Origin of the sequence: Parahaliea mediterranea, from assembly GCF_003402235.1 — a bacterium.
Taxonomy (GTDB): Bacteria; Pseudomonadota; Gammaproteobacteria; order Pseudomonadales; family Halieaceae; genus Parahaliea; species Parahaliea mediterranea.
In genome coordinates, this window is record NZ_QEWO01000005.1 from 383,275 (window position 1) to 401,644 (window position 18,370).

An 18,370-nucleotide genomic window follows, 5' to 3' on the forward strand; every position below is an offset into this window, starting at 1 on the left:
GGGTGATCGCTTGGCGCTCGGTCGGCGCTCAGTCAGCACGCCAGGCCTCGCGCATGGTGACGAACTCCTCCGCCGCCGTGGGGTGAATACCAATGGTGGTGTCGAACTGGGCCTTGGTGGCGCCGCAGCGCATGGCGATGGCCAGCCCCTGCATGATTTCGCCGGCGTCCGGCCCCACCATGTGGGCGCCCACCACGCGGTCGGAGGCGTCGTCCACAATCAGCTTCATGAAGGACTTCTCCTCGCGGCCGCTGATGGTGTGCTTCATCGGGCGGAAGGTCGATTTGTACAGACGCAGTTTGCCAAAGCGCTCGCGGGCCTCGTCTTCGGTAAAACCCACGGTGCCGATATTGGGCTGGCAGAACACGGCGGTGGGAATAAAGTCGTAGTCCACCTGTTGTTCCAGGCTGCCGAACTGGCGGCGGGCGAAGGACATGCCCTCGGCCAGTGCCACCGGGGTCAGCTCCAGGCCGCCGGTCACATCGCCCACGGCGAAGATGCTGGGCTCGCTGGTGCGGTAGTCGTCGTCCACGGCAATGGTGCCGTTGTCGTTCAGCTGCACGTTGACGTTGTCCAGCCCCAGGCCGTCAAGGTGGGGCTTGCGGCCGGTGGCGTAGAGCACGCAGTCCGCCTCCAGCTGGCTGCCGTCGGTCAGCTCCACTTGCAGGGCGCCGCCGCCGCGCTTGATGGCGACCACGTTGGTTTCAAAGCGCAGGTCTACGCCGGTTTTGGCTATCTCCTGGGCGGCGTGGGCGCGAATGTCGGCGTCGAAGCCGCGCAGGAACAGGGGGCCGCGATAGAGTTGGGTCACCCGGGCGCCGAGGCCATTGAAAATGCCGGCGAACTCCACCGCGATATACCCGCCGCCCACCACCACCAGGCGCTCGGGGAAGTCGTCCAGGTCGAAGATCTCGTTGGAGGTAATGGTGTACTGGCTGCCCGGGAATTCGGGTACGTAGGGCCAGCCGCCGGTGGCAATCAGGATGTTGGCGGCGCTGTACTGTTTTTTGCCGACGGCCACGGTGTGGGCATCCACAATGCGCGCGCGGCCGTCCATCACGGTCACGTCGGCCCCATCCAGCATCCGTTCGTAAATGGCATTGAGGCGGCTGATTTCGGTTTGCTTGTTGTCGCGCAGGGTGGCCCAGTCAAAGTCAGGCACCTGGCTGTCCCAGCCGAATTCGCGAGCGTCCTCAAAGGCCTTGCTGTACTCCGCGGCGTATACATAGAGTTTTTTGGGCACGCAGCCGACATTCACGCAGGTGCCGCCCATGTAGCGATCTTCCGCCACCGCCACCCGGGCGCCAAAACCGGCCGCCATGCGAGCGGCACGCACCCCGCCCGAGCCGGCGCCGATCACAAACAGGTCGTAGTCCATGGCAGTCATTCGCTTCTCCTTTGCGGCGCCCGGCCCAAAGGCGGTAACAACGCAGCTTTAATGCAACATCAAAAAAGTGTAACAGCCTTGTGCGTTGGGCTGTACAGCGCGCCCCGGTATTATGGGGGCTTTTCCGGGGAGGGCCGTTGTGGCGCGCAAATCACCGAAGGGTGCTTTTTTGAAGGGCGTATGGCCGAAGGGCATCCTGCTTGTGGCCGCGCTGCTGGTGCTGGCCTGGCTGGGCGCGCGCCCGGCGCTGCAGGTGGCCACCGGCTACACCGCCAAGCAGCTGTGCTCGGGGCTCAAGGTGTCGGGCCTGCCAGAGGCGCTGCTGTGGCAGGCCGACCTGCTGCCGCGCATGGCGGTGATGGGCCCGCTACGGCAGTGGCTGCAGGCGGGGGTGCGTGTTGACGCAGACGGTGTCAGCAGCCAGCTGCTGGGCGTGCACAGCCGGGCGTACTTTGAGCCGGGCGCCGGCTGCACGCTGCACGGCAAGCCATCTGCCGGGCCGGCACACCTCACCGGCAATCGGCTGGTGGCATTGGCCAGCCCCGCGGGCGATGGCTCCCTGGGGCCGGTGCTGGATGCCGCCTTCGCCGAGCCGGGTGGCCGCAATACCCTGGCGGTGCTGGTGTCGCACCGGGGCCGGCTGGTCGCCGAGCGCTACCGCGCGCCGGTGGGCGCGATGACCCGCCTGCAGGGCTGGTCGATGAACAAAAGCCTGATGGCCACCTGGGTTGGCCTGCAGGTGCAGCGCGGGGCCCTGTCGCTGCAAGCCAGTGCCGCCGAGGCGCTGCTTGCGGCGCAGCGCGACGACCTGGCGGCCAGCGTGGACGCCGGGCTCAATCTGGGCCATTTGCTGCACATGGAGAGCGGCCTGGATTTTAAGGAAACCTATGCCCCGGGCGATGATGCCACCGACATGCTGTATCGCCGCACTGCGGCCTGGGCGGTGGCGCCCGGGCGCGGGCAGGCCCACGCGCCGGGCACCCACTTCAGCTATTCCAGCGGCGACACCAACCTGGCGGCGCTCATCTGGCAGCAGTCCCTCAAGGGTGAGGACTACCGCGCCTGGCTGCACCGCGAGCTGGCCGAGCCGCTGGGGCTGCTCATGGTGGCGGAGGCGGATGCCAGCGGGGTGCAGGTGGGCTCGTCCTATGCCTACCTGCGCGGCCGCGACTGGCTGCGCATGGGCCAGCTGTGGCTGGATGCCTGGCACGGCCGCAGCAATCTGTTGTCGCAGCGCTGGCAGCGGGCGGCGGTGACACCGCGCCCCGCCGCGGCCGATGGTGGCTACGGTCGCGGGTTCTGGCTGAATAGCGGCGGCGTGAGTTTCCCGGGGCTGCCGTCGAGCCTGTTCTACGCCTCTGGCAACAGCGGCCAGGCCGTGGTGGTGCTGCCGGAGCAGGAGCTGGTGGTGGTGCGTCTGGGCCTTAGCGCCACAGGTGCCGACACTGGCCTGCAAGCCCTGCTGGAGGGCGTGATGCGCGAACTGGCCGGGCCCCGGCCTTCCCCAACGGACTACAACGAGGCAGGCCATGCACCTGAGTGAGATACACATCTACCCGGTCAAATCCTGCGGTGGCATTGCCCTGGAGGCAGTCCAGCTGGATCGCTTTGGCCCCGCCGGTGACCGGCGCTGGATGGTGGTGGATGAGGCCGGCGGCTTTCTCAGCCAGCGCCAGTTGCCGGCCATGGCCCTGCTGCGGGTGGCCCCGCGCGACGATGGCAGCCTGCACCTGCAGTGCGCCGGCGACCTGGGTGACGGCGGCCACTGCGAGGTGCCGTTGCCCGGCGAGGCCGCGCCCTTGCGGCCGGTGACGGTGTGGTCCGACACGGTACTGGCGCGGGATGCCGGCGACGGCGCGGCGGCCTGGCTGACAGGCGTGCTGGGGCGCGCCTGCCGGTTGGTGTACATGCCGCCGGACTGCGAGCGGCGGGTGGATGGTGCCTACGCCCGCCACGGCCAGGCCGTGGGCTTTGCTGATGGCTTTCCCCTGCTGCTGATTGCCGATGCGTCGCTGGGCGAGCTGAACCTGCGCCTTGCGGCCGACGGCAAGCCCGCGGTGCCGATGAACCGCTTTCGCCCCAACCTGGTGGTGTCTGGCTGCGCGCCCTTCGCCGAGGACGGCTGGCGGCGCCTACGCATCGGCGCACTGGAATTTGAGGTGGCCAAGCCCTGCGCCCGCTGCGCCATCCCCTCCATCGACCAGGCCACGGGGCAGCGCGACCCCCACATCAATCGGGCGCTGGCGGCGTTCCGGCGCGTGGGCGGCGAGATCCTGTTCGGGCAGAACCTGCTCTACCGCGCGGCCGGCGCCCTGGCTCTGGGCGATACGGTGACGGTGCTGGAATGAGGGCCGGGTGGCATTTTTGCCGGCTCGGGCTGGGGATTTGCGGCGTTTTCCGGTATGGTTGCGCCGCTTAAAAAATGAGCGAACGGCCTGGCCGCTCGCATCTTGTAGGGATAACACAGGACAGGACTATGGCTGCACATCGGTCTCCCATTCGCCTTCGTCGCGGGCTCTGCGCCGCCGGCCTGCTGGCCTTGCACATTGCCAGCGCCGTGGCCGAAGACAGCGCCACCCCCATGGATGAAATCGTGCTCCAGAACGGCTCCCGCATTCTCGGCACCGTGACCGCCACCCGCGACGGGGTGGTCACCGTGGAAACCGAGTTTGCCGGCACCCTCAGCATCGCCCAGGACAAAATCGCCTCCATGCGCACCCAGACGCCGGTGGTGATACAGCTGGAAGACGGCACCGTGGTGGAAGATCAACCCATCGTCGTGGCCGACAGCGAGTTGGTGCTGCCGCCCGCGCTGGTGACCCAGAACTACCCCCTGGCCGACCTGGCGGTGATGAACCCCGAGCCCTGGGAACTGGGCCAGGGCTATCGCTGGACGGGCCTGGTGAGTGCCGCCCTGACCATCGAGGACGGCAACACCGATACCGAGGAATTCGACTACCGGGTGGAATCCATCTGGCGCAGCCTGCGCGACCGCTTCACCACCAAGCTGAACGGCGAGGTGGACGAGGCCAACGGTGTCAAGAACGCCGAGAACTGGAACGCCACCGCCAAGTACGACTACTTCTTGGAGGATCCCACCTGGTATACCGGTATCACCGCGGCGGCTGAGTCGGACAAATTCGCCGACCTGGACCTGCGGTATTACATCGGTCCCTACCTCGGTCACCAGTTCTACGAAGAGCCGACGTTGACCCTCTCCGCCGAGGTCGGTGCGGTGTACGTCAACGAGGACTTCATTGTCGCCGATGACAAGGAATACCCCGGTATGAACTGGACGGTGAATGCCAGCTCCAACATCCTCGGCGGCGATTCACGGCTGTACCTGGATCACAACGGTATCCTCAACCTGGATGACGCCAACGACCTGATCATGAACACCACCTTTGGCCTCGCCTTCCCGCTGATGTTCTCCATCGAGGCGGCGGCCGAAGTGCTGCTGGAATACGATAGCGGCCTGCCGCCGGAGGTCGAAAAACTCGACCAGACCTACCGCTTCCGCATCGGCTACACCTGGTAGTCAGCCCGCCCTGCGCACCGCCGCCGCCAGCGCTTCCAGCAGCGGCGAGGTGTCTTCAATGCTCAAACAGGCGTCGGTAATGCTCTGGCCGTAGGTCAGCGCCGCCGGCGCTGCCATCGGCTGGTTACCGCCCAGCAGGTGGCTCTCCAGCATCACCCCGCGAATGGCCCGCTGGCCCTGCGCCATCTGGCTGCACAGGCTCGCCACCACCTGTGCCTGGCGCGCCGGGTCTTTCTCGCTGTTGCCGTGGCTACAATCCACAATCACCGAGGCCGGCAGGCCCTGGCTGGCCAGCGCCTCGGCGGCGTCCTGCACCGCCTGGGGGTGGTAGTTGGGGCCGGTATCTGCGCCGCCGCGCAGAATCAGGTGGCAGTGGGGGTTGCCGCTGGATTGCAGCACCGCTGGGGTGCCCTCCTTGGTCAGCGAGGGAAACCAGTGGCCGTGGCTGGCGCTGCGGATGGCATCGATGGCAACGCCGACCTTGCCGCTGGTGCCGTTCTTGAAGCCCACCGGCATGGACAGGCCAGAGGCCAGCTCCCGGTGCACCTGGCTCTCCACCGTGCGCGCGCCTATGGCGCCAAAGCTCACCAGGTCCGCGTAGTACTGGCCGAAGGTGGTGTCGAGAAACTCACTGGCCGCCGGCAGCCCCAGGGCGGCCACATCCAGCAGCACCTGCCGCGCCAGGTGCAGGCCCTTGTTGATGCGAAAGCTGTTGTCCAGGTCCGGGTCGTTGATCAAGCCCTTCCAGCCGATCACCGTGCGCGGCTTTTCGAAATACACCCGCAGCACCGGCAGCAGGGCGTCCGTGTAGGGCGCGCAGAGGGCCTTGAAGCGGGCGGCGTAGTCCAGCAGCGCCGCCGGGTCGTGCACCGAGCAGGGGCCGGCAATTACCAGCAGGCGCGCATCCTCACCCGCCAGTACCGCGGCAATGTCGCGCCGCGCGCGGGCAATGGCCGCGGCCTCGGGCTCGCTCAGGGGCAATTCCTCCTGCAGAATCCAGGGGGTGATCAGCGGCTGGGCGCGGCTGATGCGAATGTCGTCGGTGCGCTCGCTCATGGCATGGCTCTTGGTTTCACTCTCGGGGCCGCCAAGGGAATAGCCCCGGCGTTGGTGGGGGCGGGCATTGTGGCCCAGAGCCGCGCGGGCGGGCAAGCCGGGCTGGAAGGGCGGGTTGGAAGGGCGCGCCCGGGCCGGCTATGCTCAAGGTCAGGCCCGTTGCCGCCACCGCGGGCAATTCGGCGCCGGCACCCACTGCCCGCGTCCGCATGGATGGGGAACGAGCATGTTCGGCACTTATCGAACGTTTCTGGCGCTGCTGGTTGTGGCAACCCACCTGGGTGGATACCCCGGTATCGGCTCGTACGCTGTGTTCGGCTTTTATTGCCTGAGTGGCTATCTTATGACGCTCATCATGCAGCGGCGCTATGGCTACTCATCGGACGGGGTGCTGCGCTATGGCCTCAACCGTTTCCTGCGTATTTTCCCGGTGTACTGGGTGTCGATTGGCCTGTCCCTCGCCCTGATCGCCCTGCTTGGCAGTGAGTTCACCGCCAGTTACCACCACGCCATCTACCGCCCGGAGGGGGTGGCGCAGTGGGCCAGGAACCTCCTGTTGTATTTCCCGCAGATGGAAGACCCCCGGCTCACGCCGCCGGCCTGGGCGCTGACGGTAGAGCTGTTTTTCTATGCGCTGATTGCTCTGGGAGCCTCGCGCAGCCTGTTCACCAGTGGGTGCTGGCTGGCCGTTAGTGTGCTGCACCATGTGATTGTGGAGGTGCTGCAGATGGAGAGCGACCACTGGTATTTTTCGATACCGGCGGCGTCGCTGCCCTTTGCCACCGGCGCGCTGATTTTCCACTACAGCGCGGCTATTACCCGGTTCACCGGGCGCTTCTCGCGGTCGGGCATGGCCTGGGTGCTTGCGGGGGTTGGCGCGGGCATCCTGCTCAACTGGCTGCTCGGGCAGGTTGTTGGCGGCTCGGCCAAGGCCCACTTTTATATCAACTTCCTGCTGTGCGCCGCCATGGTTGCGTTGCTGTTCGACCGTCGGGAGTTGCCGTTGATTTCCCGCGCGGCCGACAAATGGCTGGGGGATTTCAGTTATCCGATTTACCTCTTGCATTACCAAGTGGGCCTGGTGGTGGTTGTGCTTGGTGGCTACGCCGGGATGACGCTGGAGCGGCCCGGCAATGCGCTGATGATCTTTGCCACGCCGTTGATACTGGCCACATCCTGGGGGGTGACAGTGCTGCTGGAGCGCCCCATCGAGCGCCTTCGCTCGCGCATCAAGGCGTGATGGCGCCGCCGCGTTCCCGCCGCTGCCGCAGGGCCGCCTGCACGCTGTTGACCTGCTCTTCGCTCATGCTGATCTTCATCGCCAGGGCCAGTGATACCAGCAGCGGCGGAATCACGCCGAGCCCCAGGGCGTAAATCAGGCCATCCAGGGTGGCCGCTGGCACGTTGCCGGGCAGCAGGCCGGCGCGCAGGCCGATGGCGTCCAGCGCCAGACCGGCATACAGCGGCCCGAGAACAGTCGCGGATTTATTGATCAGGTTGATCATGGAGAAAAAGCCGCCTTCCTGGCGCAGGCCGTGGGATAGCTCGTGCTCGTCGGTGATGTCGGCGATGACCGACTGGGTACAGATGCTGCGCAGTAAAAAGCAGTACATGAAGATGAGCATGAACAGGAAGTTGAGGGCGAATACCAGGGTACCGTCGTTGTCCGGCAACAGGCCGGCGAGCTTCAGGGGGTAGAGCCACAGGCAGTTGAGGATCATGCCGGCCAGGCCGAACTGCATCAGCCGGTGCTTGGGAAAGCGCCGCCCGAGCGGGCCGAGGGTCAGCATCACCAGAGTGATGGCCAGCAGGCTCGGCAGCGACAGCACCACGGAGGATTCCTCCGGCGAGAACTCCCACAGGTAGGTCCACACCAGCATGTTGAGGCTGATGATCACCCCGTAGGCGGTCATGCAGGCAAATTCGTAGGTGATCACCATGCGGAAGCTGCGGTTTTGCAGGGTGCGCAGCAGGTCGCGGGTGAGGGCGGTGAGCACCCGCCCGCCGCCGCGGGGCACTGGGGCGTCGCGGGTGGAGCGGATGTGGCCCCGGGTGCCGAGCAGGGTGGTGGTGGCGGCGACCCAGGCCACCGCGCAACTGAGGGCGCCGTACCCGGGGTAGTTGGCGGCCACAAAGCGCCCGTCCTCGCCGCCCTCGGTGGGGAAGATCAGCAGCAGGCCGACGGCCGGCAACAGCACCGAGAACAGGAACATAAAGGCCAGCCGCGCCCCCAGCACCTGGCTGCGCTGGTGGTAGTCGTCGGTGATCTCCGCCGACAGGGCCAGGTGGGGAATGGAAAAGGTGGTAACAAAGGTGCGGGTCCACAGGGACCAAAACAGCAGCCAGGCGGCGAGCAGGGCGGGTTCGGCAATCACCGCCTGGGGCGGGCTGAACAAGCCGATAAAGCCAATGCCCAGTGGCAGCACGCTCAGCGCCATGAAGGGATGGCGCCGGCCCCAGCGGCTGCGCAGGCGGTCCGACAGGGAGCCTACCAGCGGGTCGGAGATGCTGTCCCACACCAGGCTTGTGGCAATAATGGCGCCGGTGATGGTGCCGCCCAGCCCCAGTACCTGGGTGTAGAACAGCAGGATGAACATGGCGTAGGCGGATTCTTTGGCCGCGTACACCGCGCCGCCACTGCCGTAGAAAATACGGGTGCGAAGGTCAGTCATGTCGGGCGTGTCGCCACCGGGCCCGCGGGCGGGGCCTGTTGTTATGGTTGTCGGTCACAGTCGCCCTATGCTGCGCGCGGGAACTGAACGCAGTCTTAACGCGGGCGGGGCGTTAGCCGCCGCCGGTGGCAACAGGGCGGATGGCCAGCCGGCCATCCGTGGCGAGCGCCGCAGGCTTCAGCGATTGCCCTTGATCAGGCTGCGGAAGCGATCAGCGAGGGTTTCGTGTTTGTAGTCGGTGAATTCGCCGGCGTCCATAAACATGCCGTGTTCGCTGCAGACCTCGTACCAGATGTGGGTCTGCTTGGGGTCAGAGGCCTTTTCCATGTCGCGGCCGCAGCGCGGGCAGGCGATATCTTCCACCGTGTCCCACTTTTTGCCTTCGTCGGCCTTGCCGGTATCCAGGGCGTCGCCCATCCACTTGCTTTTCAGGGCGTCGGCTTCGCCGGTGTCAAACCATAGGCCCAGGCAGCTGCTGCAGCGGTCGATGGTCACACCACCATAGCCCACTTCTTCCATGCCGTGTCCGCACTTGGGACATTTAATACTGTGTACTTCTGGGTTGTATTCCATCTGGACTCCCCCGGTCTTGGATGATGAATCTGAGGTGAATGCTATTGTTGTCGAGGCCCTACCCCGGCTCACCCGAGTCTAGCCCAGGCCCGGGCCTTTGTCGCTCCCTGTGCGGGGGTGGCCCCTGCCGCATCTGGGTAAGGGTCGAAGCGGCAGAAATTCAGCTACGTTTCATCCACAGTGGTATGATGCCAATCCAATGTGGTACGAAAGTACCAGTTAGAGAGAGGAGAACACCATGCGCCTGCTCATCCTGAGCCTGTTGGGCATGTTGGCAATGGCGACCGGCCCGGCCCGTGCCGAGGCCGACCTGCAACGGGGTAAAACCCTGTACGCCACCTGTGCCACCTGCCACGGGGCCGACGCCGGCGGCAATGCCGCCCTGAAAGCACCGCGCCTGAATCACCTGCGGGAAGTTTACGTGGTGGCGCAGCTGGAGAAATTCCGCAACGGCCAGCGCGGCGGCGAGGGGGCCAGCGCGGAGTCGCGGCAGATGGCACCCATGGCCGCCACCCTGCCCGATGAGCAGGCCATGCTGGACGTGGCCGCCTACATCGCCTCGCTGGACAGCGCCGTGCCGGCCGCCACCGTGGCCGGCGACGCCGCCCTGGGGGCCGACTACTACAACCAGTTCTGCGGCGCCTGCCATGGGCCGGCGGCCGCGGGCAATGTGGCGCTGAACTCCCCGACCCTTGCCGGCAGCGACGACTGGTACCTGCTGGCCCAACTCGCCGCCTTCCGCGATGGCAGCCGCGGGGCGGTGGCGGGTGATCGCACCGGGCGCCAGATGCGCGCGATGGCCGCCGTGCTGCCCTCCGAGCAGGCCCTGGCCGATGTGGTGGCCTTTATTCACTCGCGGGCGGGCGGCGGCGAATGAGACTGGCGCGCAGCCTTGCCGGCCTGGCCCTGTTGCTGGCGGCGTCCGCCAGCCTGGGCGCCGGGCCCCGTATCCAGCTCAACCCGGACTGCCCGCCCGGCTTTGAGCTGGATGCCGGCCACTGCGAGCTGCGCAGCCTGTACCAGATGTACCCCTCGCTACAGGACGCCGGCGTGGGCGGCCTGAAAACCGGCCTGCCCCGCTACCGCGACGGCTTTTCGCCGCAGCAGATCGACCTCGGCCGCTACCTGTTTTTTGACCCGCTGCTGTCGGTGGACGGCACGCAGTCCTGCGCCAGCTGCCACCAGCCGGACAAGGGCTTTGCCGATGGCCTTGGGCGCAGCGTGGGCCACAACGGCGAGCGGCTGACCCGCTCCGCCCCCAGCCTGTGGAATGTCGCCTTTCTGCAGAGTTTTTTCTGGGATGCCCGGGCCTTCACCCTGGAAGAGCAGATGCAGGGGCCGCTCTACCACCCCAAGGAAATGGCCAACAACCCGGTCAAGTTGCTGGCGGACCTGAATGCCAGCAGCGAGTATCGGCGCCTGTTTGCCGAGGCCTTTCCCGCTGGCGAACTGGCGGCGGATGACATCACCCTGGCGCAGATTTACGCGGCCCTGGCGGCCTTTGAAAGCTCCCTGGTGTCGTTGAACAGTCGCTACGACCAGTACGCCCATGGCTATGCCGATGCGCTCACCGACAATGAAAAAGCCGGGTTGAACATCTTCCGTTCCTTTGTGGCGCGCTGCGCCGAATGCCATACCCCGCCGCTGTTCACCAACCAGCAGGTGGCGGTGCTGGGCACGCCGGAGCCCGAGGGCATGCCCTTCGACCCGGGTGCCGGCGTGATCAACGACCCGACCCAGCGCGGCGGGTTCAAGGTGCCGTCTTTGCGCAATATCGCCCTCACCGCGCCCTACATGCACTCGGGGCGCTTTGCCACGCTGAAGGAAGCCGCCGAGTTTTACACCCTGGGCCGCGGCCACGCCGTGCCCGAGGGCGAAGACCTGAAAATCCACTGGCATATCTGGGAGCCCAAGCTCACTGATGAGGAACTGGACCGCTTGGTGGATTTCATGAAGACCCTGACCGACGAAAGTTTCAAACCGCGGGAGCCCGAGCTGTTACCCTCCGGACTGGCGCCCGTTCACCGTAATCAGGCTCGCGGGGGCGAGCTGGCAAGTGGAGATCACAACAATGAATAAGCTGGTTCTCGCAGTGGGGGCCCTCGCACTGGCGGCGGGCGGATTCTACCTGGGGCAATCGCGGGCGCCCGAGCCCACGGTGATCAAAGTTGGCAGCGAGCCCAAGGCCGCGTTTTCTTCCGGCGGCGCCGAAGAAGTGAGCGCGGCGGGGCAGGCCGAGCATGTGCGCAGCTGGGAAACACCCACCTCCGGTGAGTTGATCGTGGTCAAAGACGGCGAGTCCATCCAGGATGCGGTGGCCGCGGCCAGCCCCGGCGCGGTGATCAAGGTCATGCCCGGCACCTACAAGGAAACGGTGTACATCGACAAGGACAACATCACCCTGTCCGGCGTGATCGAAAAAGGCAAATACCCGGTGCTGGAAGGCGAGGGCGTGCGCAACGACGCCATCCTGTATTCCGGTAACGGCGTGACGGTGGAGAACTTCTACATCACCCACTACAAAGGCAACGGGGTGATGGGCCAGGCCGGCAACAACTTCATCATTCGCAACAACATCGTGGTAGACACCGGCGTTTACGGCATCTTCCCCCAACTCGGCAAGAACGGCATTGTGTCGCACAACATCCTGTCCGGCATCGAGGACGCGGCCATCTACGTGGGCATGTCCGACAATGTGGATGTGGTACACAACGAAGTGTTCGAGAGCGTGGCCGGCATCGAGATCGAAAACAGCCGCAAGGCCCTGGTGGAAAACAACTACGTTTACAACAACACCGGCGGCATTCTGGCCTTTATCACCCCGGGGCTGCCCATCAAAACCTGTGGCGATGTGATCATCCGCAACAACTTCGTGGTCAACAACAACCATGAGAACTTCGCCATTCCCGGCTCGCTGGTGTCCAACATCCCGCCCGGCACCGGGGTGCTGGTCATGGCCTGCGACGATGTGGTGATCGAGGGCAACATCATCTCCGGCAACGAATCCATGGGCATTACCTTCACCAACTTCGACCTGGCAACCAGCGCCGCCAACGACCCGGAGTCGGACCCCAACCCCAACCGCCCGGTGATCCTCAACAACATCATGCACTCCAACGGCGAGAACCCGGCGCCGGCGGTGCGGGCCATTCTGGCTGCCATGCTGGAAACCACCGGCCCGGACATTGTCGACACCGTGGGCATGAGCGATGGCTGTATCCTGAACAAGGAGCGTTTTCGCACCATTGGCCTTGGCAAATACAGCGAGTGTGAGTTCGACACCACCATGAACGTGGCGAGCTACACCCTGCCCGAGCGCGTGCCGCCGCGGAACAAAGAGCACATGGAAACCGGCAAGCTGGTGTACTACGGCATCTGTGCCGGCTGCCACGCCTACAACTCGCGCATGATTGGCCCGCCCACCCAGATCATCCAGGCCCTGTACATGGATGACCCGGAAGGTATCGCCGCCTACGCCGCCAACCCGGTGAAAAAACGCGACGACTATCCCGAGATGCCGCCGCAGTCGCACCTGGATGCCAAGAGCCTGCAGGCCGCGGCCGAGTTCATGCTGCAACTGAAGAAGTAAGCCCCCGGCCCCGGGTACACCGGGGCCGTACTCCCTCCCCGCCAGCGGGCGCATGCCAGGCGGCATTCGCCGACCGTTACAAGCCTGCAAAATAGGCCTACACTTTCCCTGCGGTACCCATCCTTTCAGGGAGTGCACAACGCATGCTGGAAAAAGAACTGGCCCAGGCCACCAAAATGGCCGAGCAGGCCAACAAAAAAGTGGAACAACTGCGCAAGAAGCTACTGGCCGAAACCGAAAAGGCCCACACCAAGGCGAAGAAGGATCTTTCCGCCGCCCGGAAAAAGCAGACCAGCGCCAATGCCCGGCTGAAGAAAGCGCGCACGGCCTTGCGCAGCAAGGCATCGGTCGCCAACCAGAAAAAAGTCGACGAGCTGATGAAGCAGGTGCAGGAACTGGCGGAGGCCGTGGCCGGTATCGCCAAGGCCGCCTACGAATCTGCCGAGAAGCTGATGCCCATGCAGGCCGATGCGGCGCTGGAGTCACGCAAGGCCCAGGCCGCCGAGCGCGCCGCCGCCATGGTGGAGAAGGCCGCGCAGCAGCAGGCCAAGTTGCGCGCCAAGGTATCGTCGACAAAGAAAAAGCCCGCCGCCAAGAAAAAAGCCGCGGCGAAGAAGAAGCCCGCCACGAGCAAGGCGAAAAGCAAATCCAAGCCCAAAGCCAAGGCGAAAGCAAAAACCAAAGTGAAGACGAAAGCGAAGACCAAGGCAAAGGCAAACGCCAGAGCCGGCACCCGCGCCAAGGCAACAGCCAGGAAAAAGGCGCCGGCAAAAACCAAGGCCAAAGCAAAAACCAAAGCCAAAGCAAAAACCAAAACAGCACGCAGAAAGGCCGCCCCCAAGGCGTCTTGAGCCGCGCGGCGTGTCAGCCCCGCTTGTCCGGGGCTGGGCCGTTGCCGGTGCGGTGCGTCAGGGCGTTTCGCTGGCCGGGCGCACCCGCACCAGCGCACCGTTCTCGCTGTCGGTCAGCAGGTAGAGATAGCCATCAGGGGCGGCGTAGACATCGCGGATGCGCTCGCCCAGTTCAGCAAACAGCGGCATTTCCGCCACCACCCTGCCGTCCTTCATCTCCAGGCGCCGCACTTCCTTGTCCACCAGTGCGCCGATGAACAAATCCCCCCGCCATTCGGGAAAGCGCGCGCCGCCGTACCAGGCCATGCCGGAAGGGGCGATGCTCGGCACCCAGTAGTGCAGCGGCTGCTCCATGCCGGGAAGCTGGGTGTAGGGGCTGACGTAGGCCCCGCTGTAATCCACCCCGTAGGTAATGGCGGGCCAGCCGTAATTGTTCCCCGCCTGCAGGCGGTTGAGTTCGTCGCCGCCACGGGGGCCGTGTTCGTGCAGGTAAATGGTGCCGGTGTCGGCATCCAGGGCCAGGCCCTGGGCATTGCGGTGGCCCATCGACCACACCCGGGGGCGCTTGCGGCTGAGGGTGGGGTTGTCTCCCGGCACGCTGCCATCGTCGGTAACGCGCAGCACTTTGCCAAGTTCGCTGTCGGGGTTCTGGGCCTGCTCGCGGTAGTCAAAGCCATCACCGGTGGCCACCAGCAGGCTGTTGTCGGGCAAAAAAAGCAGCCGGGCGGCATAGTGCTGGGGCGTGTCCTTGCGGTCTGCAACTTCAAGCACGGTTTCAACCTGCTCCAGGCGGCCATCACTCAGCCGGCCGCGGATCACGGCGGTGCCATTGTCGGCGGGGCTGCCCTGGGCAAAGGACAGGTAAACCAGCTGGTTGTGGGCAAAATCCGGGTGCAGGCGCACGTCAAAGTAACCGCCCTGGCCGGCCACGTAGGTGGCGGGAAGGCCGGCCAGCGGCGTGCCGCTGCCGCCATCGGCGGGAATGCGCAGCAGGCGGCCGCCGCGTTCGGTCACCAGGAAATCGCCCCCTGGCAGCTGGGTGACAGACCAGGGGTGCGCCAGGCCCTCGCTGAGGGTCTGCAGGCGGTAGTCGCCGGCACTGGCGTGGCCGCTGCCGCCAAACGCCAGTGCCAGGGCAATGCCGATGGCCTGTAGTCCCTGTTTGATGCTGGCGTTTGCAAACGGCATGGTTGTTTCCCCTGTCATTGGTTGGGCTTTCCTGATTGGCGCTCCTGCCTTGGGCTTCGTTGGCATGGGCTTTCACCCTGCAGCGCTTCGCGCCATTATAGGCTCGAATATCGGGGGAGCATCCATATGTTGCGCGTACTGAAGGCGTTTTTTCCGGCCCTGCTGCTGGCCTATCTGCTGGCGGTCACACTGGCCACGGCGTCGGTGATGGACAACCTGCGCGGCATGGGGGTGGCGGTATCGACCACGGTGCAGTTGCAATCCACCTGGCATGACATTCTGGGCATGGCCAGTTCCTATCTGCCGCTGCTGGCGCTGGCCATTGTGCTCGCCTTTGCGGTGGCGGCGCTGGTGGTCCGCCTGGCCGGGGGTGGCCGCGCCTTCTGGTACCTGCTGGCCGGTGCGGTGGCGGTGCTGGTGCTGCATCTTGCCCTGCAACTGGCGCTGCAGATTACCGTGGTGGCGGTGGCGCGCACCGCGCAGGGGCTGGCCGGCCAGTGCCTGGCGGGGGCGCTGGGGGGCTGGCTGTTTGCGCGCCTGAGCCGGCCGGCGGCGCCGGCCCGCTAGCGGGGCGCAGGCACAGCGCGCTATCTGCTCAGGGCGTTCGCCGCAGCAGCGGCGCGGCGCCGGCGGTATCGTCAAGCGCCTGCACCCCGGGCAGGTAAATCAGGAAGTCCACCGGGAAGTCGACGGCATCCCGGTCCTCATCCAACACCACCTCCGCCGGCTGTCCGTAGGTCAGCCAGGCGCCGCAGGCCTCGCCGGCATCGCAGATCAGAAAATCGTTGTCGGCATCGGTGCCGGCGTAAATCTGGTAGCTGCCGGCACTCACCCGCTCGAAACGGTAGGCGTAGCCACCGCTACCGGGCTGCAACACGGCCTGCTCCACCACCGCGTCGGATTCCGGGTGGTACAGCAGCAGGTACAGGGTGCCGAGGTCGCCATTCGCACTGGTGTCGCCCACCGCCATCTGCACTCGCAGTTGCAGGGTGTTGGCGGTGGAGCGCACGGTGACGGTGGCGCTGTAGAGCCCGGCATCCAGGCCGCTGCGATCCACCTGCAACTGGTAGCTGCCCAGCCCGCCGTCGGCCACATCCACCGGCACCAGGGCGAGCCAGGGCGCGGAACTGGCGCGCTCGATGATGCGCACGCTGCCGCTGGCTTGCAGGGTCAAATCCAGCGCCTGCAGCGCGCTGCCAAAGCTGAAGGTGGTGGCAGAGGCGCTGAGGCGCGCATCCACGCTCGGGCTTTCGCCGCCGACTTCCAGCGCCGCGGTGACGGCGCGATAGGCGTTGATCAGGCCGTAGCCGTAGCTGTCGTCGCGCCCGGGCGGGCCCAGGTCATCGGTGAGCCGGCCCTCACGCAGCAGCTGTTCGAGGGTGGCCGGGCCGAGCGCAGGATTGACCGACTTCATCAGTGCAATCACCGCGCTGACATGGGGCGCGGCCATGGAGGTGCCGTTCAGGAAGGTGTAGGCAAACTCGCGCTCGCCGCCGCTGCCGGTGGCGCCGTTGCTGAGCACGCCGTCGGGGTAGCCGTCGCCGCCCACATCCTGGCGGCTGTCGCCCCCGGGGCCGGCCAGGTCAATCAGCGGCCCGCGGTTGCTGTAGCTGGCCAGCTGGCGGCGGGCGTCAACGGCGCTGACGGAAAGCACCGCGTCGTAGGCGGCCGGGTAGGACGGCAGGCGGCTGGCCTCGTTGCCGGCGGCGGCCACCACCACAATGCCGGCGCTGCGCACCTGGCGGTAGAGGTTGTCGGCCACGCTGCTGAAGCCCTCGCCGCCCAGGCTCAGGTTGATGATATCGGCGGGGCGCTCGGGCAGGGTGCCGGAGTCGTTGTCGAGCCCGGCGGCGTAGCGCACGGCCTGCAGCACGTCGTAGGTTGTGCCGCCGCTTTCGGTCAGCGCCCGCAGGGGCATCAGCCGAACGCCAAAGGCGGCGCCGGCACCGCCGATGCCGTTGTTGCCGGTGGCGGCGACGGTGCCCGCCACGTGGCTGCCGTGGAAGCTGCTGCCGGTCTCTCCGCTGCCGCCGGGGTCTTGCGGGTTGCTGTCAATGCCATCGCCATCGCCGGCACGCAGCGGGTCGCGAATAAAGTCGTAGCCGCCCAGCAGCCGGCCGGCAAAGTCAGGGTGGTCGCGCAGGATGCCGGAGTCCACCACCGCCACGGTGACGGTGTCGCTGCCGGTGGAAATATCCCAGGCGGCCGGCAATTGAATGAGCGGGTAGTGCCATTGAAAGGGCAGGGCCGGGTCGTTGGTGGTGAGGTGGGGGCGCAGGCGGTAGTTGGGGCTGACGGCGGCCACGCCCGGGCTGTTGCGCAGGTGCTTGATGGCCACCAGGGTCTGCCAGCGCGTGGCCAGGTCGGCGCTGGCAAACTGCCCGGCGCGCCCGGCGGCCGTGCCGGCCATCAGGGCGAGATCCCTGACCGCGCTTTGCATTGCCAGCAGGCGCGGCCTGCCGGCACCACCGGCGCGCTGGCGCATGCCCATTTTCCAGGCCAGATCCTCGCTGCTGAGGTCGGGCCCCTGGCGCTGATCGGCCGCGTCGGTATAGCTGATTATGGCCTCGCCGGGCACAAAGTCCGGTGCGTGCGCGGCGGTGCTGAAGCCCGTGCCTGGGGCTGAGATTGTGCCTGTGCCTGTCAGCGTGCCCGGGTCGCCAATGGCGAGGATGTAGTTGGTCGCCCCGGCAAAGGCGAACACGTTCACCGCATAGCGGCCGTCGGTGGGTACGGTGACCTGCTCCAGGTTGCCGGTATCCACCGAGAAGGCGACGATCTCGCCCCGGCTGTCGTACAGGTAGAGATCGGCGTCGCCGCCGCTTTGCTCGCTGTCGGCCACCAGCAGGCTGATGCTCTGCCCGGCCAGCAAGTCCACCTGAAAGTAGTCATCGATATCGCCGCCGGCCAAGGAGCGCCCCTCGGCCCCGCTGCCGGGCTGGTTGACGTAGCCGCCCAGGGTCACCGGGTTGCCCACCGGCTGGGCGTTGCCCAGGCTGTCGTTGGCCTGGTAGCGGGTGGCCGGGTCGTTCACGTCGCCGTCCACCACCTGGCTGGGGGTGGTGAGAATGCTGCCGGACAGGCTGAAGGTGGTGTTGTCGGCCGGTGGCTGCACCTGCAGGCTGACGCTGGCAGTGGCGCTGGCCCCGCGATCGTCGGTGACGGTGAGGGTAAAGGCGAACTCCGTCACGCGGCTTACCGGCGGGGCGGTAAAACTGCTGCGGGGGGCGTCGGCGTTGTCCAGGGTCAGGGCCGGCCCGGCCACCTGCTCCCAGGCCCAGGCGGTGATGCTGCCGTCGCTGTCGCGGCTCTCGCTGCCGTCCAGTTCCACCCGGGTGTTGGCGGGCGCGCTGGTGGGGGCGCTGGCCACCGCCACCGGGGGCTGGTTGGCGGCGGGGGGGTTATTGCCGCCGCCCCCGCCGCCGCCACCCCCGCCACAGGCACCGAGCAGAAGGGTCAGGCAGAGGGCGAGCCCCGGATGGTTTGCTGTTTTCATGGGCCATCATCACCGCGGGT

General features: G+C 66.4%; 15 protein-coding genes. 9 read left to right on the forward strand and 6 right to left on the reverse strand.

All coding sequences use genetic code 11. The annotated features are described in order from the left end of the window. Positions 1 to 28 precede the first annotated feature (28 nt). Positions 29 to 1,387, reverse strand: coding sequence for a glutathione-disulfide reductase (gene gorA, locus DDZ17_RS16650; protein WP_116368092.1), 1,359 nt, complete (start codon positions 1,385 to 1,387; stop codon positions 29 to 31). A gap of 139 nt (positions 1,388 to 1,526) precedes the next feature. Here gorA and DDZ17_RS16655 point away from each other — a divergent pair, with 139 nt between their 5' ends. The 3 genes from DDZ17_RS16655 (at position 1,527) to DDZ17_RS16665 (ending at position 4,925) form a co-directional block, all read left to right on the forward strand. Then, the gene (locus DDZ17_RS16655) at positions 1,527 to 2,930 is read left to right on the forward strand and encodes a serine hydrolase domain-containing protein (RefSeq protein WP_206613571.1); all 1,404 of its coding nucleotides are present in this window, start codon (positions 1,527 to 1,529) and stop codon (positions 2,928 to 2,930) included. Then, positions 2,917 to 3,735: an MOSC domain-containing protein gene (locus DDZ17_RS16660; protein WP_116368094.1), complete on the forward strand. Its 819-nt coding sequence runs from the start codon at positions 2,917 to 2,919 to the stop codon at positions 3,733 to 3,735. Before DDZ17_RS16655 ends, DDZ17_RS16660 begins: the two co-directional genes overlap by 14 nt. Before the next feature lie 128 nt (positions 3,736 to 3,863). Continuing rightward, a complete protein-coding gene (locus DDZ17_RS16665; protein WP_157976693.1) occupies positions 3,864 to 4,925 on the forward strand; it encodes a DUF481 domain-containing protein in 1,062 nt (353 codons plus the stop codon). Here the strand turns inward: DDZ17_RS16665 and DDZ17_RS16670 are convergent, their stop codons facing one another. After that, entirely contained in the window at positions 4,926 to 5,981 is a 1,056-nt protein-coding gene (locus DDZ17_RS16670; protein ID WP_116368096.1) for a 3-deoxy-7-phosphoheptulonate synthase, read from the reverse strand. It abuts the gene before it with no gap. 226 nt (positions 5,982 to 6,207) lie between these two features. On the opposite strand from DDZ17_RS16670, the gene DDZ17_RS16675 reads away from it, so the two are divergent. After that, positions 6,208 to 7,221 carry an acyltransferase family protein gene (locus tag DDZ17_RS16675; protein WP_116368097.1) on the forward strand — a complete coding sequence of 338 codons (1,014 nt, stop codon included), beginning with the start codon at positions 6,208 to 6,210 and terminating at the stop codon, positions 7,219 to 7,221. On the opposite strand, the gene DDZ17_RS16680 is transcribed toward DDZ17_RS16675, so the two are convergent. Together DDZ17_RS16680 and DDZ17_RS16685 are read right to left on the reverse strand one after the other, a co-directional pair. Next, positions 7,211 to 8,653, reverse strand: a complete 1,443-nt coding sequence (locus tag DDZ17_RS16680; protein ID WP_116368098.1) for an MFS transporter — start codon at positions 8,651 to 8,653, stop codon at positions 7,211 to 7,213. The genes DDZ17_RS16675 and DDZ17_RS16680 overlap by 11 nt on opposite strands. Before the next feature lie 177 nt (positions 8,654 to 8,830). Next, positions 8,831 to 9,226 (reverse strand): zf-TFIIB domain-containing protein, encoded by a 396-nt coding sequence (locus DDZ17_RS16685; RefSeq protein ID WP_116368099.1) that lies wholly within the window; start codon positions 9,224 to 9,226, stop codon positions 8,831 to 8,833. Between the two features lie 238 nt (positions 9,227 to 9,464). Between DDZ17_RS16685 and DDZ17_RS16690 the strand changes: the two genes are divergently transcribed. The 4 genes from DDZ17_RS16690 to DDZ17_RS22485 all read left to right on the forward strand — a co-directional run bounded on the left by DDZ17_RS16690 (position 9,465) and on the right by DDZ17_RS22485 (position 13,666). Then, positions 9,465 to 10,103 (forward strand): c-type cytochrome, encoded by a 639-nt coding sequence (locus DDZ17_RS16690; RefSeq protein ID WP_116368100.1) that lies wholly within the window; start codon positions 9,465 to 9,467, stop codon positions 10,101 to 10,103. Then, the gene (locus DDZ17_RS16695) at positions 10,100 to 11,305 is read left to right on the forward strand and encodes a cytochrome-c peroxidase (RefSeq protein ID WP_116368101.1); all 1,206 of its coding nucleotides are present in this window, start codon (positions 10,100 to 10,102) and stop codon (positions 11,303 to 11,305) included. Before DDZ17_RS16690 ends, DDZ17_RS16695 begins: the two co-directional genes overlap by 4 nt. After that, the gene (locus DDZ17_RS16700; protein WP_116368102.1) at positions 11,298 to 12,815 is read left to right on the forward strand and encodes a parallel beta-helix domain-containing protein; all 1,518 of its coding nucleotides are present in this window, start codon (positions 11,298 to 11,300) and stop codon (positions 12,813 to 12,815) included. Before DDZ17_RS16695 ends, DDZ17_RS16700 begins: the two co-directional genes overlap by 8 nt. Positions 12,816 to 12,958: 143 nt before the next feature. Continuing rightward, positions 12,959 to 13,666, forward strand: coding sequence for a hypothetical protein (locus DDZ17_RS22485; protein ID WP_157976694.1), 708 nt, complete (start codon positions 12,959 to 12,961; stop codon positions 13,664 to 13,666). Positions 13,667 to 13,723: 57 nt separating this feature from the next. Here DDZ17_RS22485 and DDZ17_RS16710 read toward each other — a convergent pair whose 3' ends face one another. Further along, entirely contained in the window at positions 13,724 to 14,854 is a 1,131-nt protein-coding gene (locus tag DDZ17_RS16710) for a PQQ-dependent sugar dehydrogenase (protein WP_116368103.1), read from the reverse strand. 126 nt (positions 14,855 to 14,980) lie between these two features. On the opposite strand from DDZ17_RS16710, the gene DDZ17_RS16715 reads away from it, so the two are divergent. Then, positions 14,981 to 15,421 (forward strand): hypothetical protein, encoded by a 441-nt coding sequence (locus DDZ17_RS16715; protein ID WP_116368104.1) that lies wholly within the window; start codon positions 14,981 to 14,983, stop codon positions 15,419 to 15,421. A gap of 28 nt (positions 15,422 to 15,449) precedes the next feature. On the opposite strand, the gene DDZ17_RS16720 is transcribed toward DDZ17_RS16715, so the two are convergent. Then, positions 15,450 to 18,350, reverse strand: coding sequence for a S8 family serine peptidase (locus DDZ17_RS16720; RefSeq protein WP_116368105.1), 2,901 nt, complete (start codon positions 18,348 to 18,350; stop codon positions 15,450 to 15,452). Positions 18,351 to 18,370: the final 20 nt, after the last annotated feature.